The 22,073-nt window shown below is 67.7% G+C and carries 27 protein-coding genes and 1 riboswitch; of the genes, 10 read left to right on the forward strand and 17 right to left on the reverse strand.

Annotated features, from left to right (window positions below; all coding sequences use genetic code 11):
* The first annotated feature begins 136 nt into the window (after positions 1–136).
* Together ACYVIO_RS09560 and ACYVIO_RS09565 are read left to right on the forward strand one after the other, a co-directional pair.
* Positions 137–1,348: a sensor histidine kinase gene (locus ACYVIO_RS09560; protein WP_460650303.1), complete on the forward strand. Its 1,212-nt coding sequence runs from the start codon at positions 137–139 to the stop codon at positions 1,346–1,348.
* Entirely contained in the window at positions 1,345–2,001 is a 657-nt protein-coding gene (locus tag ACYVIO_RS09565) for a response regulator (RefSeq protein ID WP_460650304.1), read from the forward strand. The genes ACYVIO_RS09560 and ACYVIO_RS09565 overlap by 4 nt, the downstream gene beginning before the upstream one ends.
* Before the next feature lie 128 nt (positions 2,002–2,129).
* Here the strand turns inward: ACYVIO_RS09565 and ACYVIO_RS09570 are convergent, their stop codons facing one another.
* From ACYVIO_RS09570 to ACYVIO_RS09580, 3 genes are all read right to left on the reverse strand, one after another.
* Complete coding sequence (locus tag ACYVIO_RS09570) at positions 2,130–2,975, reverse strand: C40 family peptidase (protein WP_460650305.1); 846 nt, start codon at positions 2,973–2,975, stop codon at positions 2,130–2,132.
* Positions 2,975–3,163, reverse strand: a riboswitch (cyclic di-AMP (ydaO/yuaA leader). (Overlaps the previous gene by 1 nt.)
* Before the next feature lie 203 nt (positions 3,164–3,366).
* Positions 3,367–4,371, reverse strand: a complete 1,005-nt coding sequence (locus ACYVIO_RS09575) for a threo-3-hydroxy-L-aspartate ammonia-lyase (RefSeq protein ID WP_460650306.1) — start codon at positions 4,369–4,371, stop codon at positions 3,367–3,369.
* Positions 4,372–4,390: 19 nt separating this feature from the next.
* A complete protein-coding gene (locus ACYVIO_RS09580) occupies positions 4,391–6,211 on the reverse strand; it encodes a choice-of-anchor Q domain-containing protein (protein WP_460650307.1) in 1,821 nt (606 codons plus the stop codon).
* A 176-nt stretch (positions 6,212–6,387) separates the two neighbouring features.
* Here ACYVIO_RS09580 and ACYVIO_RS09585 point away from each other — a divergent pair, with 176 nt between their 5' ends.
* Positions 6,388–6,750, forward strand: a complete 363-nt coding sequence (locus ACYVIO_RS09585) for a YciI family protein (protein ID WP_460650308.1) — start codon at positions 6,388–6,390, stop codon at positions 6,748–6,750.
* 54 nt (positions 6,751–6,804) lie between these two features.
* Here the strand turns inward: ACYVIO_RS09585 and ACYVIO_RS09590 are convergent, their stop codons facing one another.
* Positions 6,805–6,990: a YegP family protein gene (locus tag ACYVIO_RS09590; protein ID WP_363667998.1), complete on the reverse strand. Its 186-nt coding sequence runs from the start codon at positions 6,988–6,990 to the stop codon at positions 6,805–6,807.
* A 118-nt stretch (positions 6,991–7,108) separates the two neighbouring features.
* Between ACYVIO_RS09590 and ACYVIO_RS09595 the strand changes: the two genes are divergently transcribed.
* A complete protein-coding gene (locus ACYVIO_RS09595) occupies positions 7,109–7,768 on the forward strand; it encodes a VOC family protein (protein ID WP_460650309.1) in 660 nt (219 codons plus the stop codon).
* On the opposite strand, the gene ACYVIO_RS09600 is transcribed toward ACYVIO_RS09595, so the two are convergent.
* Both ACYVIO_RS09600 and ACYVIO_RS09605 read right to left on the reverse strand, forming a co-directional pair.
* Positions 7,746–8,318 carry a GNAT family N-acetyltransferase gene (locus ACYVIO_RS09600; RefSeq protein ID WP_460650310.1) on the reverse strand — a complete coding sequence of 191 codons (573 nt, stop codon included), beginning with the start codon at positions 8,316–8,318 and terminating at the stop codon, positions 7,746–7,748. The genes ACYVIO_RS09595 and ACYVIO_RS09600 overlap by 23 nt on opposite strands.
* Positions 8,315–8,974: a TetR/AcrR family transcriptional regulator gene (locus tag ACYVIO_RS09605; RefSeq protein ID WP_460650311.1), complete on the reverse strand. Its 660-nt coding sequence runs from the start codon at positions 8,972–8,974 to the stop codon at positions 8,315–8,317. The genes ACYVIO_RS09600 and ACYVIO_RS09605 overlap by 4 nt, the downstream gene beginning before the upstream one ends.
* Positions 8,975–9,058: 84 nt before the next feature.
* Here ACYVIO_RS09605 and ACYVIO_RS09610 point away from each other — a divergent pair, with 84 nt between their 5' ends.
* Both ACYVIO_RS09610 and ACYVIO_RS09615 read left to right on the forward strand, forming a co-directional pair.
* Positions 9,059–10,489 (forward strand): MFS transporter, encoded by a 1,431-nt coding sequence (locus ACYVIO_RS09610; RefSeq protein ID WP_460650312.1) that lies wholly within the window; start codon positions 9,059–9,061, stop codon positions 10,487–10,489.
* Positions 10,490–10,498: 9 nt separating this feature from the next.
* Positions 10,499–11,377, forward strand: a complete 879-nt coding sequence (locus ACYVIO_RS09615; RefSeq protein WP_460650313.1) for an aminoglycoside phosphotransferase family protein — start codon at positions 10,499–10,501, stop codon at positions 11,375–11,377.
* On the opposite strand, the gene ACYVIO_RS09620 is transcribed toward ACYVIO_RS09615, so the two are convergent.
* From ACYVIO_RS09620 to ACYVIO_RS09640, 5 genes are read right to left on the reverse strand one after another with little or no spacing between them, the layout of a single operon-like run.
* Positions 11,353–11,949: a class I SAM-dependent methyltransferase gene (locus ACYVIO_RS09620; RefSeq protein ID WP_460650314.1), complete on the reverse strand. Its 597-nt coding sequence runs from the start codon at positions 11,947–11,949 to the stop codon at positions 11,353–11,355. The two genes, ACYVIO_RS09615 and ACYVIO_RS09620, sit on opposite strands and share 25 nt — an antisense overlap.
* A gap of 38 nt (positions 11,950–11,987) precedes the next feature.
* Entirely contained in the window at positions 11,988–12,233 is a 246-nt protein-coding gene (locus ACYVIO_RS09625) for a type II toxin-antitoxin system RelE family toxin (protein WP_460650315.1), read from the reverse strand.
* A complete protein-coding gene (locus ACYVIO_RS09630) occupies positions 12,230–12,520 on the reverse strand; it encodes a DUF6247 family protein (RefSeq protein WP_460650316.1) in 291 nt (96 codons plus the stop codon). The genes ACYVIO_RS09625 and ACYVIO_RS09630 overlap by 4 nt, the downstream gene beginning before the upstream one ends.
* A 9-nt stretch (positions 12,521–12,529) precedes the next feature.
* A complete protein-coding gene (locus ACYVIO_RS09635; RefSeq protein WP_460650317.1) occupies positions 12,530–13,039 on the reverse strand; it encodes a GNAT family N-acetyltransferase in 510 nt (169 codons plus the stop codon).
* 41 nt (positions 13,040–13,080) lie between these two features.
* The gene (locus tag ACYVIO_RS09640; RefSeq protein ID WP_460650318.1) at positions 13,081–13,878 is read right to left on the reverse strand and encodes a TolB family protein; all 798 of its coding nucleotides are present in this window, start codon (positions 13,876–13,878) and stop codon (positions 13,081–13,083) included.
* Between the two features lie 96 nt (positions 13,879–13,974).
* Between ACYVIO_RS09640 and ACYVIO_RS09645 the strand changes: the two genes are divergently transcribed.
* Entirely contained in the window at positions 13,975–14,265 is a 291-nt protein-coding gene (locus ACYVIO_RS09645) for a hypothetical protein (protein WP_460650319.1), read from the forward strand.
* A gap of 7 nt (positions 14,266–14,272) precedes the next feature.
* Here ACYVIO_RS09645 and ACYVIO_RS09650 read toward each other — a convergent pair whose 3' ends face one another.
* Complete coding sequence (locus ACYVIO_RS09650; RefSeq protein WP_460650320.1) at positions 14,273–15,115, reverse strand: nucleotide excision repair endonuclease; 843 nt, start codon at positions 15,113–15,115, stop codon at positions 14,273–14,275.
* Between the two features lie 2 nt (positions 15,116–15,117).
* Positions 15,118–15,636, reverse strand: coding sequence for a nucleoside/nucleotide kinase family protein (locus tag ACYVIO_RS09655; protein WP_460650321.1), 519 nt, complete (start codon positions 15,634–15,636; stop codon positions 15,118–15,120).
* Positions 15,637–15,996: 360 nt separating this feature from the next.
* Between ACYVIO_RS09655 and ACYVIO_RS09660 the strand changes: the two genes are divergently transcribed.
* A complete protein-coding gene (locus ACYVIO_RS09660; protein ID WP_460650322.1) occupies positions 15,997–16,845 on the forward strand; it encodes a carbon-nitrogen hydrolase family protein in 849 nt (282 codons plus the stop codon).
* A 51-nt stretch (positions 16,846–16,896) separates the two neighbouring features.
* Here ACYVIO_RS09660 and ACYVIO_RS09665 read toward each other — a convergent pair whose 3' ends face one another.
* Positions 16,897–17,616, reverse strand: coding sequence for a hypothetical protein (locus ACYVIO_RS09665; RefSeq protein WP_460650323.1), 720 nt, complete (start codon positions 17,614–17,616; stop codon positions 16,897–16,899).
* A 55-nt stretch (positions 17,617–17,671) separates the two neighbouring features.
* On the opposite strand from ACYVIO_RS09665, the gene ACYVIO_RS09670 reads away from it, so the two are divergent.
* Positions 17,672–18,088 carry a GNAT family N-acetyltransferase gene (locus ACYVIO_RS09670; RefSeq protein ID WP_460650324.1) on the forward strand — a complete coding sequence of 139 codons (417 nt, stop codon included), beginning with the start codon at positions 17,672–17,674 and terminating at the stop codon, positions 18,086–18,088.
* A 50-nt stretch (positions 18,089–18,138) separates the two neighbouring features.
* On the opposite strand, the gene ACYVIO_RS09675 is transcribed toward ACYVIO_RS09670, so the two are convergent.
* The gene (locus ACYVIO_RS09675; RefSeq protein ID WP_460650325.1) at positions 18,139–18,948 is read right to left on the reverse strand and encodes a hypothetical protein; all 810 of its coding nucleotides are present in this window, start codon (positions 18,946–18,948) and stop codon (positions 18,139–18,141) included.
* A 220-nt stretch (positions 18,949–19,168) separates the two neighbouring features.
* Between ACYVIO_RS09675 and ACYVIO_RS09680 the strand changes: the two genes are divergently transcribed.
* Positions 19,169–19,678 (forward strand): GNAT family N-acetyltransferase, encoded by a 510-nt coding sequence (locus ACYVIO_RS09680; protein WP_460650326.1) that lies wholly within the window; start codon positions 19,169–19,171, stop codon positions 19,676–19,678.
* Here the strand turns inward: ACYVIO_RS09680 and ACYVIO_RS09685 are convergent.
* Positions 19,585–20,805, reverse strand: a complete 1,221-nt coding sequence (locus tag ACYVIO_RS09685) for a hypothetical protein (RefSeq protein ID WP_460650327.1) — start codon at positions 20,803–20,805, stop codon at positions 19,585–19,587. The two genes, ACYVIO_RS09680 and ACYVIO_RS09685, sit on opposite strands and share 94 nt — an antisense overlap.
* Positions 20,805–21,767, reverse strand: coding sequence for a hypothetical protein (locus ACYVIO_RS09690; RefSeq protein WP_460650328.1), 963 nt, complete (start codon positions 21,765–21,767; stop codon positions 20,805–20,807). The genes ACYVIO_RS09685 and ACYVIO_RS09690 overlap by 1 nt, the downstream gene beginning before the upstream one ends.
* Between the last annotated feature and the right edge of the window lie 306 nt (positions 21,768–22,073).

A 22,073-nucleotide genomic window follows, 5' to 3' on the forward strand; every position in this document is an offset into this window, starting at 1 on the left:
ACTCTCGCCCGCCGGACCCCCGCGCCACATCGACCGACCGTCTCGACCGGCCCCCTACGAAAGTCGCCACAACTGCGACTCCAGGACCCCCGTGAGGGGGACGAAAGGTATGACCCAGCGCGACTAGGCTGACGGAGTGCAACGGGCGCGCGAGTGGTTCAGCTGGCTCCGCCGGCCGTACCGCCGGGTGCGCCGGTGGTACGACTGGTTCGTCCGGCACGCCCCGCGCTTCCGCGACCTGATGTACATCGGGTTCAGCCTGCTGACGATCGTGGCGCAGGCCGCGAGCACGGGTGGGTCGAAGGGCTGGATCACCAAGAGCTGGGTGGTGCTGGTGATCGGGGTGATCGCCTCGCTCGTGCTCTGGTGGCGGCGCAAGTACCCGATCACCGTGACCGTGATCGGCATCCTGGCGATGGCGGTCGGGCAGATCTTCATCCCGATGGGTCTGGCCCTGCTGACCCTCTCGATCCGCCGCCGCGACGTCTGGCTCGCCGTACTGAGCCTGGCCGGCTACGCGGCGTACGTCGCCTCCTCCTGGGACCAGCGAAGCGACGCGTACGTGCTCCTGTTCACCGGGCCGTTCCTGGTCGGCAGCTGGGTCGCGGTCGGCGCGTACGTCGGTGCGCGGCGCGACCTGATGGTGTCGCTGCGGGACCGGGCCGAGCGGGCCGAGGCGGAGCGCGAGCTGCGGGCCGAGCAGGCCAAGCTGGGTGAGCGGGCCCGGATCGCTCAGGAGATGCACGACGTACTCGCCCACAAGGTGTCGCTGATCGCCCTGCACGCCGGTGGGCTGGAGGTGAACCCGGCGGTCGGCCCGGAGAAGGTGGAGAGCTCCGCCGGGCTGATCCGGCAGACCGCCCGCCAGGCGATGGAAGACCTGCGTGAGGTGCTCGGAGTACTCCGAGCCGACGTGAGCGAGGACGGCGCCGACCTGGCACCGGTGCCGAACGCTTCCGACCTGGCCAGGCTCGTCGACGACTCGCGGGCAGCCGGTGTGAACGTTCGGAGCGAGCTGGACCTGCCGGACGGCGTACCGCCGCTGGTCGGCAGGACCGTCTACCGGCTCGTCCAGGAGTCGCTGACCAACGTCCACAAGCACGCGCGCGGCGCGACCACCGAGGTCGTCGTACGAGGCGCGGAAGGCGACGGCGTCACTGTGCGGGTGACGAACGTACGACCGGTCGCTGCTGGTTCACTGCTCCCGGGCTCGGGAGCCGGACTGGTCGGGCTGCGCGAGCGGGTCACCCTGTCCGGTGGTCAGCTGACCACCGGACCCACGCAGGACGGCGGCTGGCGGGTCGAGGCCTGGCTGCCCTGGTCGGACGGCAGAGAAGGAGAAGCATGACAAGGCTGCTGATCGTGGACGACGAGGCGCTGGTCCGGGCCGGGCTGAAGATGATCCTGGAGTCCGACGAGGAGCTCGAGGTGGTCGCCGAGGCCGAGGACGGCGCCGACGCGGCCGCGATGGTCCGCGAGCACAAGCCGGACGTCGTACTGATGGACATCCGGATGCCCCGGCTGGACGGGCTGGCCGCGACGCGGGAGATCCAGGCGCTGCCGGATCCGCCGAAGGTCGTCGTACTGACGACGTTCGACCTGGACGACTACGTGTTCCGGGCGCTGCAGGCCGGTGCGAGCGGGTTCCTGCTGAAGGACACCCCGCCCCGCGAGCTGGTCCAGGCCGTCCGGGTGGTCGCGGCCGGCGAGGCGATGCTGTCGCCGGCGGTGACGCGGCGGCTGATCGGGCACTTCGCTGCGGACCCGCGGACGGACCGGCAGCGGGACGCGCGGGCGCGACTGACCGCGCTCACCGACCGGGAGCGCGAGGTGCTCGCCACGGTCGCGAAGGGGCTGTCGAACGCCGACATCGGCAAGACGCTGTTCATGAGCGAGGCGACCGTGAAGGCGCACGTCTCGCGGGTGCTGGTGAAGCTGAACGCCACCAACCGGGTCCAGGTCGCGATCCTCGCCCACGACGCGGGGCTCCTGGACGAATGACAAAAGGAAACCGGCCGTGCGCCGCCGGAGGGGTGGGGCGGCGACGCACGGCCGGTTTCAGGTCAGCGACCGGAGGGGGGATCCGGTCTCGCTGACGGTCTGGACCGGGTCAGACCCGGTCCGGAGCCTCACTTGCGGCCGAAGGCCACGTTCGAGCTCCAGATCTTCGCCTTCGCGACCGGCTTGCCCGGCTTCGAGGCGTGCCACAGCGTGTTCGAGCCGGCGTAGATGCCGACGTGGTACACGCCGCCGCCACCGCTCTTGAAGAACACCAGGTCGCCCGGCTTGGCCGCCGCGCGGCTGATGTGCTTGGTGGCGCTGTACTGCTGACGCGAGGTGCGCGGCAGCTTCTTGCCGGCCTTCTTGTAGACGAAGCCGGTGTAGCCGGAGCAGTCGAAGCCCTTGGTCGTCGTGCCGCCGTAGCGGTACGGCGTGCCCTTGAGCTTCGCGGCTTCCTTCAGCACCTTGGCCTGGAAGGTCGTCGCCTTGCCGGCGCCGCCGTGCAGCAGACCGTGGCTGGCCGCGTAGAACAGCGAGCGCCAGGTGTTCACGGTCATGGTGCCGGAGCGGGGCAGGCCCACGCGGCGCTGGAAGTTCGCCACCGCGGTGCGGGTCGCCGAGCCGTACCAGCCACCGGCCGGGACGTCGAGGGACTTCTGCACGTAGCGGACGGCCGAACCGGCGTCGGCGTAGCGCAGCAGCGGCTTGGTGCTGATCGCCTTGTTACCCCGGGCCCAGGCGGCCGAGGAGGTCTTCGTGGTTCCCGCGTGGGCGGTGTCGGCCGGTGCGACGACGCTGAGCGCCGCTCCACCGGAGACGGCCAGGCCGACCGAGAGGACGGCTGCCGCGGCCCGGGGAGCCGAGGACTTGCTGGTCTTGCGGTGCTTGGCCAGCGTCCGTCCGGTCGGCCGGGTACTGGATTCGCTCGTGGTGACGGCGCGCAGAAGCGCTGTCCGTCGGGCAGTGACGGGCATGGTTGTCTCCCGACGCCTGCGGAGTTAGCTGTCGGGTTCGGGCTGGAAGTCGATAGCCCGGTCCGCTCCCGCGGACTTCACCCCAGGGACCCGGCCACTCACGGCCGGGACCCAACATCCTGGGTCCCCCACCTCTGCCATGGTTGTTCGAGGGGAACATGTGTGCCTGGCAGAGCTCGGCGTTGACACACATGCAGTTCGTCTAATTTGTCGAACCGCCGACGACTGTATAACAGAACGGTCACGACGCAAACCCTCAAATCCACAGGGACCCTCCCAAAAGCCCCTGAGTGGCTCTCTGACGGATCAGCGACCGCGGCTGAACATCTGGTGTCCTGAGCGTGTCTGAGCGGCATTCAGGCGGCCGTACAGCCGCTATCTGTGACCTGGGTCACATCGCAGGGTTGCGCTGTGTGACAACGGGCACAGTCAGTACCCAGGGCCCTTCGCCGAGCAGGTCCAGGAACCTCTCCAGGCCCACGTTCCCGCCTGAAAGCACCACTCCGACGCGCTCCGGGAGGCCCTCCACCCGGCCGGCCAGCAAGGCCGCCAGCGCACTCGCGCCGCTCGGCTCCAGGACGATCTTCAGCCGCTCGAACGCGAACGCCATCGCCGCCCGGATCTCGTCGTCGGAGACCAGCGCGAACGCCTCGACCAGCCGCTCGTTCACCACGAACGTCAGCTCGCCCGGCATCGAGACCGCCTGGCCGTCGGCGATCGTCCGCGGCACCTCGATCTCGATCCGGTGCCCGGCGGCCAGCGACCGGGCGTGGTCGTCGCCCGCGGCCGGCTCGACGCCGATCACCCGGATGCCGGGGGACATGACGGTCGCCGCGGTCGCACAACCGGCGATCAGGCCGCCGCCGCCGACCGGGACGAGCAGCGCACCGAGCGGCCCGACCTCCTCGATCAACTCCAGCGCGACCGTGCCCTGCCCGGCCATCACGTCGTAGTGGTCGTACGGCGGGATCAGCGTCAGCCCGCGATCCTCCGACAGCTTCGTCGCGAGAGCCGCCCGGTCCTCGGTGTAGCGGTCGTAGGTGACGACCTCCGCGCCGTACCCGCGGGTGGCCGCGACCTTCGTCGGCGGCGCGTCGGCCGGCATCAGGATCACCGCGCGCGTACCGGCCAGCTGCGCCGCCAGCGCGACCGCTTGGGCGTGGTTGCCCGACGAGTACGCCGCGACGCCGCGGGCGCGTTCCTCCTCGGTCAACCGGCTGACCGCGTTGTACGCGCCCCGGAACTTGAAGGCTCCGATCCGCTGGAAGTTCTCCGCCTTCAGGAACACCTCGGCGCCGACCCGCTCGTTCAGCGTGCGCGACGTCAGCACCGGCGTACGGTGTGCCGTTCCTGCGATCCGGTCGGCGGCGGCTTGGACGTCCTCGAAGGTCAGCATGAGGCTGAAACTACCTTGTCTAGCAGGAGATCAGCGTGTCCCCGATCCCCAGGCAGAAGTCCTTGCCCGGTCCGCCGTCGAGCACGTCCTTGCCCGGCCCGCCGATCAGGATGTCCTTGCCCTTGCCGCCGTACAGGATGTCCTTGCCGCCTCCGCCGAGCAGCAGGTCGTCGCCCTTGAGACCGCACAGCACGTCGTTGCCCGACGTACCGATCAGCAGGTCGCTGCCGTTCGTCCCGGTCTGGGTGCAGCTGGGACCAGGAGGTGCTTCGGCGAGCTCTGCCGCACCGGCTTCGCAGTTGGTGCCCTGTGGTCGAGCGATGCCGCGCTGGTCCGTAGTAAGTACAGTGCACGCGGCTGCTGGGACCAGTCCGTTCGCCGGACTCGCTGCCAGCGGCAGCATGGTGTGAGTGGGTCCGCCGTTGTCGGCCAGTGCGCCCAGCTGCGGGCTGCCGGCGTTGCTCTGGTCTCCGACGCCCGCCAGTGAGCAGGTGCCGTCGCCGTCCAGGTTGTAGCCAGTAGAAGCAGTCGCCAGCTCGATCGCGCAGTCGCCGGCGCCAGTACCTCCGGCCACGATCGAGCCGAAGGTGTGCAGCCCCGCGTTGGTGGCCACGTTGCGCCCGACACCGCCCGCCGTGTTGGACGAGACCGTCGCGTGGCGCAGGTAGACGTCGTGGTTGAGCGTGTAGATCCCACCGCCCGCGGCGTCCGCGCTGTTGCCCGTCACGGTCGAGTTGTCGACGCGGACCTCGCCCGTGACCGCGGAGATGCCGCCGCCCTGGCTGTCTGCGACACCCGACGCGGTGTTGCCGCTGATGGTCGAGCGGACGACGTGGATCTGCGCCGGGGGAGGCCCGCCGGTGTTCTCGATGATGCCGGTGCTGATGCCGCCGCCCGCGCCGGTCCGGGTGTTGCCGGAGATCGTCGACTCGGTCACCGTGACGACCGGCTGGTCAGCCGGCGCGTCCTGGTCGAACAGCACCTGCACTCCGCCGCCCTGACTCGTCCCCGCCGGGTGGTTGCCGGTGATGGTCGAGCCAGTGACAGTGAGGTCGCCGCAGGCCGAGCAGATGACTCCGGTGCCGCCGTTGTTGTCCACCGTCGTATTAGTAAGAGTGAACAGACCGGAGCCCTGCCCAGTAGTCCGTACGCCGTCGCCGCCGTTGTCGCTGATCGTCGAACCGGTCACCGTGAGCGCTCCGTCGGTCAGACCGACTCCGCGACCGGTGTTGTTCGCGACCGTCGTACCGGTGAGGTGCACTGTGCCCAGAGACAGTGCCACGCCCGTACCGGTGTTGTCGCTGACGCTGGAGTCGGTCAGGTCGAGTACTCCGCCGCCGAGCGAGCTGGCGAGCACTCTGCCCGTCCCGGCGTTGTTGCCGGTCGCAGCGGAGTCGTTGAGCGAGGCGTCGCCGTTGTGGCGCAGTGCAGCGCCGTCGACGTCGTCACCACCAGTCAAAGTGACCGCCTGCAAGGCGATTGAGCCGTCCGAGTCCAGTGCGTCGAGCACTCGCTCGCCGGCGCAGTTCTGGTCGATCGTCGACGCGTTGCCGTCGATGGTGAGCGGCTGCGCCGACGTGCTGTCCAGGTCGCCGGAGACGTTCGTGTCGTTGTCGCCGCACAGATTCAGCCCGTACGACGTGGAGGCGGCGAGCGTGATCGTGGTGGGAGTCGCGGCCGCGTTCGCCGCACTGACCGCTTCCCGCAGTGAGGTGAGCCCGTCGGCGCCGTTGACGACGTCGGCGGCGGTGGTGACGGTGATCGTGGCGGCCTGCGCCGGACTGGTCGAGACCAGCAGCGCGGCGACGAGTACGAGACAGGACAAGACGGCGCGACGCATCAGAAATCCCCCAAAGCCGTTCGCGGCTCCCCCAGCAAACCGGCTTTCCGAGACTTCACCGTGCCACAAGCATCAGCGTGGCCGCCAGAGTTCGTAGCATGTCAAGACGGGCGAGGCGGCTCCGTACTGAAGTCGAGCGGTTCCCACTCCGGGAGCCGGAACCGGAGGAGACACTCGTGAAGTACCTGGTAGTCCTCAACATCAACCCCGACGTGCTGAGCGCGCTGACCGAGGCCGAGCAGCAGGCGGTCTTCAGCGGGCACGAGAAGTTCCTGGCGACCGTGCAGGAGTCCGGCGAGTTCCACAGCACCGTGGCGCTGGCCGAGCCGGCCAAGTCGTCGGTGGTCAAGGTGCGCGACGGCGTCCCGGCCGTGACCGACGGACCGTTCGTCGAGGCGAAGGAGTTCCTGGCCGGCTACTACCTGCTGGACTGCGCGTCGCGCGAGCGGGCCGAGGAGCTGGCCGCGATGATCCCGGACGCCGGGATCGAGGGCCTCGGGGTGGAGGTCCGCGAGGTCGTCCACGAGCAGGGCCTCTAGACAGACCGGCGGCAGGGACTCGATGAGCCCCTGCCGCCGTCGGTTGCTGCTGGGTCAGGAGGTCTGGTCGTCGACCTGCGCGTCGCCGGCGTTCTTCTTGATCGACTCGATCCCGTTCAGCGCCGAGGCCTTGGTCTTGTAGCTCTCGCTGCTGGTCGCGATCACCTCGCCGTTGCCGGCCTTGAGCCGGAACCGGAACTCGCCCGACTTGTCCTCGTACAGCTCGAACTTGCCCGCCATAAGGAACCTCCCGTGTGATGGTCTGACGACCCTTCGGAGCGTAGTCCCCGGGTCACCTCGTGTCGCCCGACCGGCCGAAGCCTTACTGAGCCGTACGGCGTACGGTACGGTGTGCGGCATGACCGTCCGGACGATCCCGCTGCTGCCCTGCCGCGCCCTCGACGACGTGCTGCCGTTCTACGAGGCGCTCGGCTTCGGGCTGACCTACCGCCAGGACCGCCCGTACCCGTGCCTGGGCGTGACCCGCGGCGACGGCTTCGACCTGCAGTTCTTCGGCCTGCCCGAGTACGACGTGGAGAACTCCCTATTCAGCGTGATCGTCGCCGTCCCCGACACCCAGGCCCTGTACGACGAGTTCGCGGCCGGCCTGCGTACGGCGTACGGGAAGCTGCCGATCGCCGGTCTGCCGCGGGTCACCCGACCACGCCGCAAGCAGGGCGCTGGTGGGGGCTTCTCGCTCATCGACCCGGCCGGCAACTGGCTGCGGATCAGCTCGGTCGTCGAGGAGGCCGAGACCGGCGGCCGGTTCGAGCGGGCGCTACTGAACGCCGCCCGCCAGGCCGACACGCGCGGCGAGGAGACGGCGGGGATCCGCATTCTCGAGACGGCCCTTCGCAGGCATGACGACGCCACTGACGAGGAGCGCCTGCCGGTGCTGCTCTACCTGGCCGAGCTGCTGATCCGCACCGGCGGCCCGGCGGCAGCTGTGGTCGAGCAGATCGAGGCGGCCGGCTTTGCTGATCAGCTGGGCGACCTCAAAGAGCAGCTGGACGGTTAGCCCCGGGCCACGGACCAGGCGGCGGGCCGTCGGCGTCCGGGCGCTCTTCCGTCTCGGTCTTATAGGGCCGTAGGCCGCGCGCCTTGTAGTTGGCGAGTGCGTTGGGCCCGTCGAGCGTGTTGGTGTGCAGCCAGACGCGGGTGACCTTGCCGAGCTCCGGGTGCCGCTCCGGGAAGGTCCAGGCCTGCTGGAGTCCCACGGTGAGCAGGTGCCCGCCGATGCCCCGGCCGATGAAGCTGGGAAGGAGTCCGAAGTTCTCCACCTCGACCTCGGTGCCCTCGCCCTTCAGAGTGATGTAGCCGGCCGGTACGCCGCCGGCGTACGCGACCCAGGTCTCGAAGGCCGGTCTGGTCAGGTGCTCGATCCAGCGGGCCCAGTCCCACTTGAGCTTCTCGGTCCAGTGCCAGTCGCCGCCGACCGAGCTGTAGAAGTAGCGGGCGAACTCGGGGGAGACCTCTTCTACGCGGCGTACCTCGGCCGTGCCGTCCTTGGCCGGGCGTACGTCGTACGGGCTGGTCTGCTCGAGGTAGGTCAGGATGCTGACGGTCATGCCCCGCGGACACCTCGGATGCCGGCCACGACCAGGTCGACGCCGAGGGCGTAGTACTGGTCGGTGGAGGTCGGGCAGATCAGTGTGTCCGCGGCACTGGTGATCAGCGGGTAGCGCTTGGGGTCGAGAGCGCTGAGCGCCGCGCGCTTGAGTCGCAGGGCCTGCTCGCGGGCGACCGGCTCGGGGTCCTCGCCGGAGCCGGGCTCGGTCGTGACCAGGGTGATCAGCGAGCAGATCGACTGGCGGCCGACCTCGGCGGCGTAGTCGGTGTCGAAACCGCCCTCGACCAGCAGCTCCATCGTCCGCTCGGCCAGCTCCAGGCCGGGCTCGGCGATCAGGATCCGGCCCAGGGTCAGTCCGGCCACGCGCGGGTGCGGCCGCAGCGCGTCGACGAACGCGGTCAGCATCTGGTGCAGCCGCCGGTCCCACGGCTGGTCCGACCGCTCCGGCAACTCGATGTTGGCCAGCAGGCGGTCGCCGAGCGCGTTGAGCAGGTCGTTCTTGTCGGCGAAGTGCCGGTAGAGCGCCATCGGCGTCACCTCGTGCAGCTGCGCGAGCCGTCGGAGAGTGACCGCGTCCAGGCCCTCGGTGTCGGCGAGCTCCAGCGCGCTGTCGACGACCTGGGTGGGGTCGAGCCGCTTCGTGAGGGTGGGCATGTTGACAAGTTTACACCGTAGACCTAGCGTGTACGACGTCAGCGTACAGCGTATACATACGACGTAGACTCCTGTGAGGTAGTTGTGAAGCAACGCAGTCCCTGGGCCACCCTGGCGGTGCTGGCCCTGGCGCAGTTCATCGTGGTGCTCGACGTGACGATCGTGAATGTCGCGCTGCCCGACATCCAGGCCGACCTCGGCTTCTCGGCCGAGACCCTGCAGTGGGTCATCAGCGCGTACACCTTGCTCTTCGGCGGCTTCCTGCTGCTCGGCGGCCGGATGGCCGACCTGCTCGGCCCCCGCCGGGTCTTCATCGCCGGGCTCCTGCTGTTCGGCGTCACCTCGCTGATCGGCGGCCTGGCCACGACGCCCGAGTTCCTGATCGGTGCCCGCGCGGTCCAAGGACTCGGTGGCGCCCTGCTCTCGCCGGCAGCGCTGGCGATCCTCACGATGACCTTCGCGCACGGCCGGGAACGCAACATCGCGATGGGCGTCTGGGGCGGCCTGGCCGGACTCGGCGGCACCCTCGGCGTCGTCGCCGGCGGCGTACTGGTCGATTCGCTCAGCTGGCAGTGGGTGTTCTTCGTCAACGTGCCGATCGTGCTCGCGCTGGTCGCGCTGATCCCGGTCTTCGTGCCGGACATGCGTCACAACGAGGACCGGCCGCGCGGTTTCGACACGGCAGGCGCCGTACTGGGCACGGGTGGTCTGCTGGCGATCGTGTACGCCGTGGTCCGCGCCGAGCCTCGTGGTTGGGGATCCTTCGAGGTGCTCGGGTTCTTGATCGGGGGAGTGGTGCTGCTTGGGGCCTTCGTGCTGGTGGAGTCCCGCTCGAAGGCGCCGCTGGTGCCGCTGCGGCTGTTCCGGTCGCGCGCTCTGAGCGTCTCGAGCGTTTCGCTGGCGCTGAACGGCGCGGGCTTCCTGTCGATGTTCTTCCTGACCGCGATCTACCTGCAGCAGGTCCGCGGCGACTCTGCTCTGCAGGCAGGCGTGCACTTCCTGCCGATGGGCTTCGCAGCCGTCGCCGGGGCTGTTGCGGCATCGCAGTTGGTCCAGAAGGTCGGGACGCGGACGGTCCAGCTCGGTGGTTCGGTGCTCAGCCTCGCTGCGCTGGTCCTGCTGTCCCGTGCGGATGCCGGCGGCGCATACTCCGCTGAACTGCTGCCCGGCTTCATCCTCTTCGGGCTCGGCATCATCGGCGTCGCCGTACCGGCTCAGATCGCGGCGGTCTCCGAGGTCGAGCACCACGAGGCCGGCGCTGCCTCCGGTGCGGTCACCACGATGTACCAGGTCGGCGGCGCGCTCGGGCTGGCCATCGTCACCACGCTGTCCATCACCCGTACGACGGACGCTCTGGCTTCCGGCGTCGCCCAGCAGCAGGCACTCGTCGAGGGTTTCCAGCGCGGGATGCTGATCGCCGCGTTCTTCGCCGTCGCCAACGTGCTCGTCACGCTGGTCACGCCGCAGATCCAGCCCACCGCCGAGCAACTGACGGAGGCCGCGGCCGCCGCATAGGTTGTGCGGGTGATTCCCGCCGCTTTCGCCGAGCAGACCATCGCCCGAGAGGGTGCTCCCGGCCGGACCTGGATCGAACAGCTCCCCGGCCTGATCGAGCACCACCTCGGGCGATGGCGCTGTACGCCGACCGGGCCTGTGGTCCATGGCCAGGTCGCGCTGATCGTCCCGGCCGAGCGCGACGGAGATCCTGTCGTGCTGAAGCTCTCGTTCCCCCATCCGGGCAATCGCTACGAATCAACCGCCCTGGCCGTGTGGTCGGGCTCGGGGTCGGTGCGTTTGCTCGAGCGGGACGACGCGGACTTCGCGCTGCTGCTGGAACGGGTGTCGGGGGAGACGTTGTCCTCGGCAACCGAAGATCCGTGGGTGGTGGCTGGTGAGTTGGCCCGGCGGCTCGCCGTACCGGCTCCTCCGGAGATCCCGCGCCTGACTTCCACGCTGCCCGGCTGGTCCCGTCAGATGCTTGCCCAGAGCAAGCACCTTGGCCATCCGTTGCCGACTCGCCTGATCGATGCGGCGTTGGAAACCATCTCCGCCTTCGCGGACGATGCCACCGACACGATGCTGCACGGGGACCTGCACTTCGCCAACATCCTGCGCGCCGAGCGCGAACCGTGGCTCGTCATCGACCCGAAGGGCCTGGCCGGCAGTGCCGCCTTCGATGCGGCGACGATCGTCCGCGACCGGATCGACGAGATCTCCGACGACCTGTCCGCCGGCGTACTGCGCCGCCTCGCGACCTACAGTGAGGCCGCCGAGGTCGACCTCGACCTGTCCCGCCGCGCGACCCAGGCCCGAGCCGTCAGCTCAGCCCTGTGGGAACGCCTGCATCGCCAGCCTCGCGTGGGCATCGACCTGGCCGATCAGCTGGCCGAGCTGCTCGTGTGACCCTTGACGATCAACGTGCGCCCTGCGGTCCGCGTCGGCGGCTGCCACGTCTTGCTCACCACGTCTTCGAAGCCTTGGGCGGCCACCTCCTCGGCGAGTCCTTTCGGCGCCCACCGCTCGTGCACCGAGATCAGCACCCGCCCGCCCGGCTTCAGGATTCTCTTGATCTCGGTCAGCCCCGCGACCCGATCCGGCCACAACTGCACGTTGTTCACCGACAGCACCACACTCGCTGACCGATCCGGCCGATGCGTGTCCGCCGCCTCCCCGTGAATCAGCTCGACCTTCCCGCTCTCCACCAGCTCCCGGCACCGCCGCTTCGCCACCAGCAGCATCTCCTCGGAGGGATCCACCCCCACCACCACCCCGGCGTACCGAGCAGCCGCCCGCAACCCGATCCCAGGCCCCGGCCCGAGCACGACCACCTGCTCCTTGCCGTGCAGCCCCGCCATCCCCACCAGATACTTCTCAGTCGCCCCGTTGGCCCGGGCCATCACCCACCCACCAACCCGCCCAGCAGCCCCCTCCGGCCGAGCAAACGCCTTCATCAGCACCTCGTCCAACACACCCATAGCACCAATAACACCACGCTCCGTCAGCCGGAGGCAGGTCATCCCACCCAGGTCACATCGAAGATCCGGAGCAGCTCCCGATCTGTGTCGAGGTAGAAGGAGAGCAGCCCGAACGAATGGAAGGTGGTCTGCCGAAAGGCCGGCTCATCGGGGCTCAACGACAGGCTGTCCCACGGGGCGGAAACAAGCTCGGTAGCGCGCCGCACCAAGGCGTCGAAAGCCTCCGTCGGGAGGCCATTGAGCTGAGCAAGTGCGGTCGCGTGGAACTCCACGCGATAGGTCACGGCCGGTCAGGCCAGCCTGGTAGGACTTGGTCGGCGGGAACGAACTCGTCGTCGCGGCTCTCTCGGGCGGCGGCTGCCGCCTCGTCGAAGTCCGGTTGCGAGTAGGCGACCGCCCTCAGCTGCCACAGGTGCAGTACGTCGCGCAGCTGGCGAAACCGCCAGACCTCGTGCGCCGCATCCAGCGCCTGGTGGTACTCGGTCAGGAACTGCTCGTGCCAGCGCTGCGGCAGCACACGCAGGATCTCCGCGGGGTCGTCCCCGGGGCCCTGAACCGGCTGCGCAGTCATGTCCTCAGATTAACCGCTCGCCGACCCCGGGCGCTGCAGCTCATCCACAGGCACCGTCGGCAGGACGTAGGTGTAGCCGGGTTGGCCGGTGATCTCGACTTCGCCGGTGCGGACGAAGCCGACCTTGGCCAGGATCTTCTGCGACGCGACGTTGTCGACCGTCGTACGGGCGGTGATCTGGCGCAGTCCGTACGGCGTACCGAGGACCTCGCGCACACCCCACGTCGCGAGCCCGCGCCCGGCGGCCGACTCCGCGATCCGGTAGCCGAGCTCGGCCGAACCGTCGACGATGTTCACCAGGTTGACCCGGCCGACGATCCGTCCGTCGTCGACCAGCACGTGGAAGTGGTCGGTGCCGGCCTCCTGCATCGCCAGCACCGCCGCGTGCCGGGCGGCGAACTCCGCGAAGTACGCGTCCCCGCGGTCCGAGATCACCTTCGCGAAGTACGCCCGGTTCTCCAGCTCGAACCGCAGCAGCGCGTCCGCATGCTCCGCCGAAACCCGCTCCACCGACACCATGCGGCGAACCTACAACTCGGCCGGCGCCGTCCGCGAAGGAGTTATCGGACCGGGTAGGCGACGTACGCGAAGAACCTGCTGTCCGGCGACCAGCTCGGCACGTTCATCGTGCCCTGCCCGCCGAACACCGTCGCGATCTCGCGAATCTCCCCGTTCTCGAGCAACCGGACCCGCACGTCCTCGACGTCCGCCGGATGCCCGACCGTCCCCGGCGGGAAACTCACGTACGCGATCGCCGACCCGTCCGGCGCCGGGTGCGGGAACCAGTTCACGCGCTCGTCGTGGGTCAACTGCTCGATGGTTTCTCCGGAGATCCGGAACAGCTGCGCATTCGCCGAAGCCCGCTCCGAGTTGAAGTAGATCCATTCCCCGTCCGGCCCGAACTCCGCGCCGTCGTCCGCGAATTCGTCGTTCGTCACCGGTACGTCGTCCCCGCCGGCCGCCGGAATCGTCCACACGTTGGTGTTCCGCGCGCTGTCCATCCCGATGTAGGCCAACGTCGATCCGTCAGGCGAAACCCCGTGCAGGTAATACCGAAACCCCTCGCCCCGCTCATTGCTCACGCGCCGAGCAACGCCGGCGGTGACGGCGTACAAATGCCCGTCCTCCGCGGAAACGTAGTAGGTCTCCCCGTCCGGACTGATCACGTGGTCGTTGTTGATCGCCGGCACACCCCCGAGCGGGATCTCCTCCAACTCCCCACCCTCGACCGGCAGCCGGAACAACACCCCGTCCCCGTTGAGCACCAGCGACTTCCCGTCCGGCGACCAGTTCGGCGCCTCCACCAGCACTTCCGCGGAAGCGAAGACGAGGCGACTCACCCCCGTCCGCACATCCACCACGTGAACCTCAGCCGTCTGTCCCGCTCCAAGTCGCCGCGCCATGCCTCAAAACCTACCCGCGCGCACACTCCGGCAGCGTCTAGGCTCGATCCCGTGGAAGACCGCACCCAGATCTGGCACCTCAAGCGCGGCGACGAGTTGGTCGCCGACCTCGTCGTCATCGGCGCCGACTACCCCTGGCTCCAGGCCCACGTCGAGCCCACTCCCGCCTTCGACGAGGTCAAACACCTCTTCGCCGAGCTCGAGAGCAACGAAGAAGCCTGGGCCGAAGCCTCCGCGCAGATCCGCGCCACCCTCACCCTGGAATCTCCCGACGGCACTCCCGTCGCCGAGTACCTCCTCCACATCGACGGTGAGTCCGCCTGGTGGCGCTGGGTCGAGTAGTTCCCACTCAGCCCGTGATCACCGGCGTGATCTCCTCGCGCACCAGCCGCCGGTAGGTCTCCGCCTCCAGCACCCGTCCCCGTACGCCGTGCCGAAGCCGCCGCTCCCGCACCAACCTCGGCCCGCCCGCGAAGAACCGCAACGCCAACTCTCGATCCCGCCGCAGCGCCGGCATCATGAACGCCGGCCGCCACCTTGCCCCCAGCAACAACTCGTCGACCAGCTTCGCCCGAGCACCGCTCAGGAACCCGTGCAGCGCGGACCGCAACGCGTCGTCGACCACCACCGAGAACTCCTCCGGCGCCGACCGGGTAATTGCCCCAGGCATCAACTCGCCCGCACCACCACTTGCCCACAGCAACCGAAGCAACGCCGTGTACCCATCACTACAAGCAATCCCCAACGACGAGGCCACACCTTTCCCCAAGTGCGGAAAGCACCCGTAAGCCCGCCCCTCGCCAGACACCTCGGCCTCCAACCGAAAGCGCAGTACCCCCGCGGCCCTTTCACGCACCACCACGTAAGGAATCCGAGCACCCTGCCCCACCGCCGCGACCCCGCGCACCCCCGTGTTCGCGTTGTACGGCGGCCGCAACGCGAAGATCAGCTCCGACTCCCGCCAAGCCGCCGCCTCCTCGGAAGCAGCAACTTCCCAGACCACCCGCCGTACCAGGTCATACCTCTTCGCCAACCCCACCCGAGGCCCCTTCGCCGCAGCATGCTGCGCCAACCGCTGCCGAAGGCTTCCCGCCTTCCCCACGTAGAGCACCTCACCCGAAGCCCCCAAGAACAGATAGACCCCCGCCAGACCAGGCGCCGCAGCCGCAGCCTCCCGCAGCACTTCAGGCACGGCTAGATCCACCCAGCCTTCGTCAAGGCCTCCACCGCTATATCCGCAAGCGACCGCCCACTCGTCTCGACCACGAAGTCTGTAGGCCCCGATATATCCAGACTCGCCGCCAGCTCAACAGACCGTCGTACGAGCACCTCGTACGACGACCCGACCTCCCGCCGCCGTACGCGATCGGTCAGTACGTCGACCGACGCCACCAACCGGCACACCTGGATCTCAGCCCCCGGGATCGCCTCCCGGTACGCCGCCAGGTCGGCGTCCGCCTCGACCACGCGCGCGATGATCGCGCGATCGATCCCGCTCGCGGCGTAGTTGGCCCACACCGACGCGAGGTTCCGCAGCGCCGTTCGCTCGTTATAGGGATCGCCCTCGGCGTACGGCCAACTGATGCCGAAAGCATCGAGATCGATGACAGCGTGGGCGATGTCGCGGTCGATCAGCTGGTCGAACATCTCGTGCGCGACGGAGCTCTTCCCGACACCCACCGGCCCGCTCACGATCAGCACCGGCACACTCATCCCGATCACCTTCCCCAGTCGACGCAGTGACCCTACTCAGCCACGCCGAAGCCCGCATGCTGTTTGACGCCCCCGGCCGGCCTCGGTCAAGATGGAGGTCCGGCGCGGCCCGCGCCTCACCTTCGTCGACCGGCCCCAGCCCGGTCCTCCTCAGAAGGCAAAGGGATCCACGATCTCGGGCCGCTCGTCCTGGTCATCCGCCTCGGACGGGATCGCTGGGGGATCGCGGACGAGTGCGTGGAAGGCCAGATGACAGCGCACAGGAACTTCAAGCGACGGGTTCGAGCCCGCGCCGCCAAAACGGGCGAGTCCTACACGGCTGCCCTCCGGCACTTCCGTCCCACTCCTTCAGGAGAAGACATGCCGGAACACACCACCTTGCGGATCGCCGTCGCCCAGTCGACCGTCCGCCAAGACCCCACCGACGCCGACGCCCTCCGCGAGAGCGGCGCCGAGGTCCGCGCCTTTATGCGAGAGGCCGCGAAGGCCGGCGCCCGCCTTGTCCACTTCGCCGAAGGCGCGATCTGCTTCCCCAGCAAGCACGTCATGTCCGAACTCGGCCCCGACGAGGTCGGCAACTCCGACTGGTCCAAAGCCCAGTGGCAGGTCCTCGACGAGCAACTGGCAAGCATCGCCGCCCTCTCCGCCGAACTCGGCATCTGGACCGCGATCGCGTCCCTCCACCAGCAGCCCGACGCCCGCCCTCACAACTCCCTCTACGTCTACGACGACCACGGCAAGCTCGTCACCCGGTACGACGAACGCACGCTCTCCACCACCAAGCTCAACTACATGTACGCCCCCGGCACCAAGCCCGTCACCTTCGAACTCGATGGCTACCGCTTCGGCCTGGCGGTCGGCATGGACGCCCACATCCCCGAGATCTTCATCGACTACGTCCGCCAGGACGTCGACGCGGTCCTCCTCTCCTACGCCACCAGCGGCCTCTCCCAAGGCCAGGACGCCGTAGCCGCGGTAGCCCCCGCCAACGCCGCCATCAACCACTACTGGCTGAGCCTCGCCGTCTCCACCAACCCCAACCTCCCCGAAACCGCGGCCGGCATCCTCAACTCATCGGGCCAATGGGCCACCCAATGCCCGCTGGACGCGACCCCGGCCCTCACCACCTACGACCTCCACAAAAACAACACCCTCAACGAGTCCGCCCGAGCCTGGCGCCAAGCCGCCCGCACCCGCGTGACCTCCTAGCCCGTACGCCGGTCCGGGTGCCTCAGGCACCCGGACCGCATCGCGTCCGACTCAACGAATCGACGCGTGCCCGTCGTACCCCTCCGGCCCGGGAGCCACCTCAGCCGCGGCCACCCACCGCTTCCAGCTGGCAAGGCTCACCGCCATGCTCCGATCGTCGAGCACCGCGCCGACGTACCCGGCCCGCAGCCGCACCACCTGATCGCCTGACGCCTCGGCCTCCGCCAGCCGACTCCGCAACTCCGGCCCATCAAGATGCCGCGCCAAAGCGGAGTACAGGCGATCCTCACACCGCTGCGGCCGCCCGACCGCGCCCATCAAGAGGTCGGTCAACTCCCGCTCCCGCCCCAACGGCCCAACCTTCACGAACCCCCGCAGAATCCGCTGCTTCAACCCCCAAGGCGACCAAGGCGCCCCCGCCCGCCACTCCTCCGGAAACTCCGCTTCCCACCTCAGAAACAGCACCGCGTACGGCGCAAACTCCGTCTCGTCACGATCCGAATACCAGCAAGCCGAACCAAAATCCCCAGCCACGCTGTACACCGTCTGCTCGATCGCGTCTTCCTGATCCGCAAGCGCCTGCTCGTACAACGACGCCTTGCGCAGAGACCGCGAAAAGTCCGAACTCTGCCCATTCTGAAACCACAACGCATTAGACCGCCGCAGCCCCTCAGACCACTCCTCCACCAGCCCAGCCTGCCGCTCCAACGCAGCCAACCGCAGCCCAGAATCCCCATCCACCAACCCGAACAACCACTCACGCCCCTCCATCCCCGCACCCTAAACCTGATGCCCACGCGGCCAACATCGCGTTCCACTAGACCCCATGACCACCTACCGCCCAGCCACCCCAACCGACCAGCCCGGCATCCAAGAAGTCCTCCGCCAACTCCACCCCGAGGCCGCGTTCACCCTTCCCCAAATCCACCAACAAGCCGAGACCTTCCTAGCCACCCACCACACCAAGATCGTCGGCGTAGCAGTAGCCACCTTCACCAACTACGGCCACACCCCGTACGGCGTACTGGAAGAACTGGTCGTAGCCGAACCCACCCGCAACACCGGAATCGGCAAAACCCTCCTAACCCAAGCCCTAACCTGGCTCGAGTCAGCAGGCGCCCAAGTCGTCTTCGTCTCAGCCCTGAACGAAAGCGCAGCCGCCTTCTACCGCTCCACCAACTTCACCCCGTGCACCGGCCCCTGGCTCTTCTGGACCCCTCCACGAAGAGATCACTCCGCCTAGGCCCGGGGAATCCAGTTAGTCAGCTCCGGCTCGTCCCGTGATCCAGCGGCCTACTCGGCGGAGTCGTCGTTGGCTGGCCACTCGTAGAGACGGTTCGCGGGGATGTCGAGGTCGGGTGCGCACGCTTCGCCATTCACCACTGGAACCCGCATGAGCATCGCGAATGTCCCGTTCGGGAACCGGCTGGCGATGTACGCCGCGTTCCGCTCGCGTACCTCATCGGCCGTCAGCGCAAGGACGGACCCCACCACACCTCGGCTGTAAACGCCGCTGCAGATGGTGAGAGTGCCGTGCGGCGAGTACGGATTGGGCGACCGGGCAAGGAACGCGACGTCCTCGACCAGTTCGCGGGGTCGGTCGCCGTGCCAGGCGTCCTCAGTCTGATCCGCCGCGATCTGCTTCGCGCCAACAGCTTCCCCGTTGGCGTCATCGAGTTCCTTCCACACCGGACGGAACTCGCGACCGCCGGGCTCGCTCAATCGGAAGATCTCGCCGTTCTTCAGATCCGAGACCTCGACCTGCTGGATGGGAAGATCCATCAGCCTCATCTGCAGCCGGTAGGCGACCTGATTCCATCCGATCCCGCCGAGCACGACCAGATGGCCGGTCAGGTCTTGCGGAGCAATCTCTTCCGCCAGCCGACGCGTCACCCGCAGTTCCGGGTTGGAGGCACGGATCTGCCCCCACAGCTCGATCAGCGCATCAAGGTCCGCATAGCGGTAGGTCCGGGTGTAGTTGGGATTCCCTTCCTCGGCGAGCGGAGAACGACCTGCGACCGGGAGTTCCGGGCAGATGATCGTGATCGGACCGTCCTCGAAGGCCAGGATCGAGCCGTCGTACGGCTTGTCTGAAGACGCCAAGATCGCTCCCGGATGGTCGTCGGTCCACGGCCTACCCGTCCGGAGGCCGTACATCTGTGTACACCCAGGACGCCCCAACCTGAACTCCTCAGGTCAGAGCACATGACGTGCGGAGTTGGACGGTGTCAGGGGCATCGGTTCGGAGCGACACTCAGTGCCCGATTGCCGGTCTGTTCGGGATGGCCAAGACTAGGACCGCTGCGCCAAGAGAGGGGAGATCTTGGACGTCGAAGTGCTGACCGATGACGATTGGAAGCTCCTTCAGGACCTTCGATTGCGCGCTCTCGAAGATTCCCCGGACGCCTTTTTGTCGAAGGCCGATGCCCAAAAGGCCGGCGACGAGGCCTACTGGCGCGAACGGAGCACCCGTGATCTCTGGGTCGTCGCCCGCATCGGCCGGCAGGCTGTCGGGATGGCGTGCTCGGTGCAGGATCCCAAGCAACCGCCGGACGCACGGCACATCGAGTCGGTGTGGGTCGATGCAGATCACCGTGAGAAAGGCGTCCTCCGGGCGATGGTCCGGCATCTTGTCGAGTTGAAGCCGGACGTGCGCGACTGGTTCATCTGGGTCCTCGACGGCAACGTTTCAGCACGGGAGGCCTACGAGCATTTGGGCTTCGAGACCACCGGCGAGCGTCAAACGTTGGCCGGTGCGCGATCGGAAGAAAGAATGAGGCTCGGTGGAGCAGCTGGGATCCGCGGTCTCGACGGACGCGGTTCAGCGCCGTAGCCACACGAAATCCAGTGCGTGAGTCCGAGCTCGTTCATGGCCTCGCGTTCGCTGAGGACGGATCCACGAGTTGGCATGATTGCCTGCCAACTCTCCTGGTCGATCTGCCAGCTGTGGACGAAATCCACGCAGAGGTCGGGTGAGATCAGTTCCAGTTGTTCCGTTGCTCTGAGCAGAGACTTGTGGGCCGAAGTCAGGTCTGCCCCAGTTCTGTCCTCCACGGCCGACAGGCGACGGGATGTCTCCGCGATCATCTGGTACCGGTCTTCTTTGAAGAGTCGCCAATGACCCTTGCCGGCCGCAACCTTGAGCTGATCCCACCCAGGCGTGTCGCTGAACAACGCGTAGAGACCTTCGGCGAGAAGGTCGCCGAACTCCTCGCGAGCAGCTCGCCCGGAGTCCGCAAAGGGGTCGTACTCGTCCTGCTGCGCTTTCCCGATCATGGGGAGGGAGCGCGAGGCCGCCTGTTTCGCGAAGAAGAACCAGTCCTCGTTGTAGACATCAGGAAAGAACGACACCGCCGGATGCTGCGTGTTGACGCCCAGCACGGCGCCGCTCACAAAGACGTCCTGTCGAAGCTTTGCGAGGCGTCGCGCATGACAGACGACCGAGTTGTCCGGGAACTTGACGCTGGCCATCGCCGCTACCGGATGACGATCCAACGATCCGGAGAAACGCGATATGTCGCGTGGGCTGAGCTGCTGGATGTCGTCGTCGATGAAGAGGATCTTCTTCCAGCCACGCAGCCGGGCGAGGACCAGGCCGATGTTGCGTTTCAAACTCAGGTCACTGGAACGATCGGCACTGAGTTCGCGAAAGGTCTCGTCGGACGTCTCGTGGCGATGCCCGAGCAACTGGTACCCATCGAGGATGTCGACGACGAGCGCCCGCGCACCGAAGGTGCGCTCAACCCGCTCTGCGACCCTTTCCGCCTTCGCCTGCCGGCTGCACAGCACCACTAGCGGGACCGACAGCATCGCGGACAGTTCGATCAGCCGCTGCAGATTCGGTCGCGACGCCGGTACGACGATCGCGTCCAACCCGCTGTTCGTAGGCGACGGCGCAAAGGCCGACACGTCGCGCAGGAGTGAGGCGTGCGACGCCACATGTTTGGTGCCGTTGCTCATTAGACAGTCGCCTCATTGCTGGGAGACCACTCGTAGAGCCGGTTCGAGTTGATCTCGAGGTCGGGTGAGAGCGCCTCACTGTTCAGAACCGGCACCCGCAGCAGCAACGCGAACTCTCCACCAGGAAAACGGCTGGCGAGGAAGCTCTCGTTGCGTTCCCGTACGGCGATGTCGGTCAGAGCACGGACCGCCCCTACGACGCCGCGACTGTGAATGCCGTTGCAGATGGTGAGCGTTTGGCTGTGGTTGTAAGGGTTCCGCACCCTTGCCAGCAGCGCGACGTCTTCGAGCAGCTCGCGGCCGCTGGCGCCTGCTTCGTCCCACACCGGCCAGTAGTCACGACCGCCGTCCCCGCTGGTTCGAAAGATGTCGCCCGTCTTCAGGTCCTCGTGCTCGACCTGGGACACCGGCATCTCGGGTAAAGCCTTGAGGAATCGCCTCATGACTCGGTTCCAGCCGACGCCCCCCAGAGCGACAACATGGCCGGACAGATCATCCGCCACAACTTCTGAGGGCAGTCGATGAACGACGTTCGCGGTCGGGTTGCAAGCGCGAATGTGCCCCCACAGCTCGATCAAGGCATCCAGATCGGCGTACCGGAACATCCGCGTGTAGTTGGGGTTCTTCTCGTTCGCCATCGGAGGCCGCTCTGCCAGCGGTGCCTCGGGGCAGATGATCGTGATCGGATCGCTGTCGAAGGTCCACGTCGAGAGCTCGCTGGTCGAGGATCCGCCGGCACTGCTCGGTCCATGGACCGCATCGCGCAATGCGACAAGCTCCTCGTGGAGTTCCTGAAATCGCCCTCGCTCGTCCGAGGTCAGGTCGTCTTCGGATACGAGGTACGCCGGGGCAGTTGTCGATCGGTCCGAGCAGAAGAACAGCGCGTAGGAGCGGAGCCGTTCAGCAGGTGGCGGCTTGGGGTTGGTCTTGGACTCCCAGGAACTGATGGTCGCGACGGCCACCGAGGATTCCTGGCTCAGGGCGTGCGCCAGGTCCGCCTGAGTCAGCTTCGGCTCATGCGACGTACGAAGGCCGCGAAGCTTCGTGGCAAGTCGTGCGGCCTCTGGGGTAGGGGCCAAGATCACTCACTCCCGGGATGGTTGTCGGCCCACACGCGCGCGCGTCCGGTAACCGTATACATATCTACACCTGAAGTCACCCGAAGTACACCTCATCGGGCGGTGGCGCCGGAAGTCGCACTTGCAGGCGCTCAGAGCTGCCACTAGATCAACGGCGTACTGCCCGAAAGGTCACGGTTCAGTTCAAGC

Source organism: Kribbella endophytica, assembly GCF_054781295.1.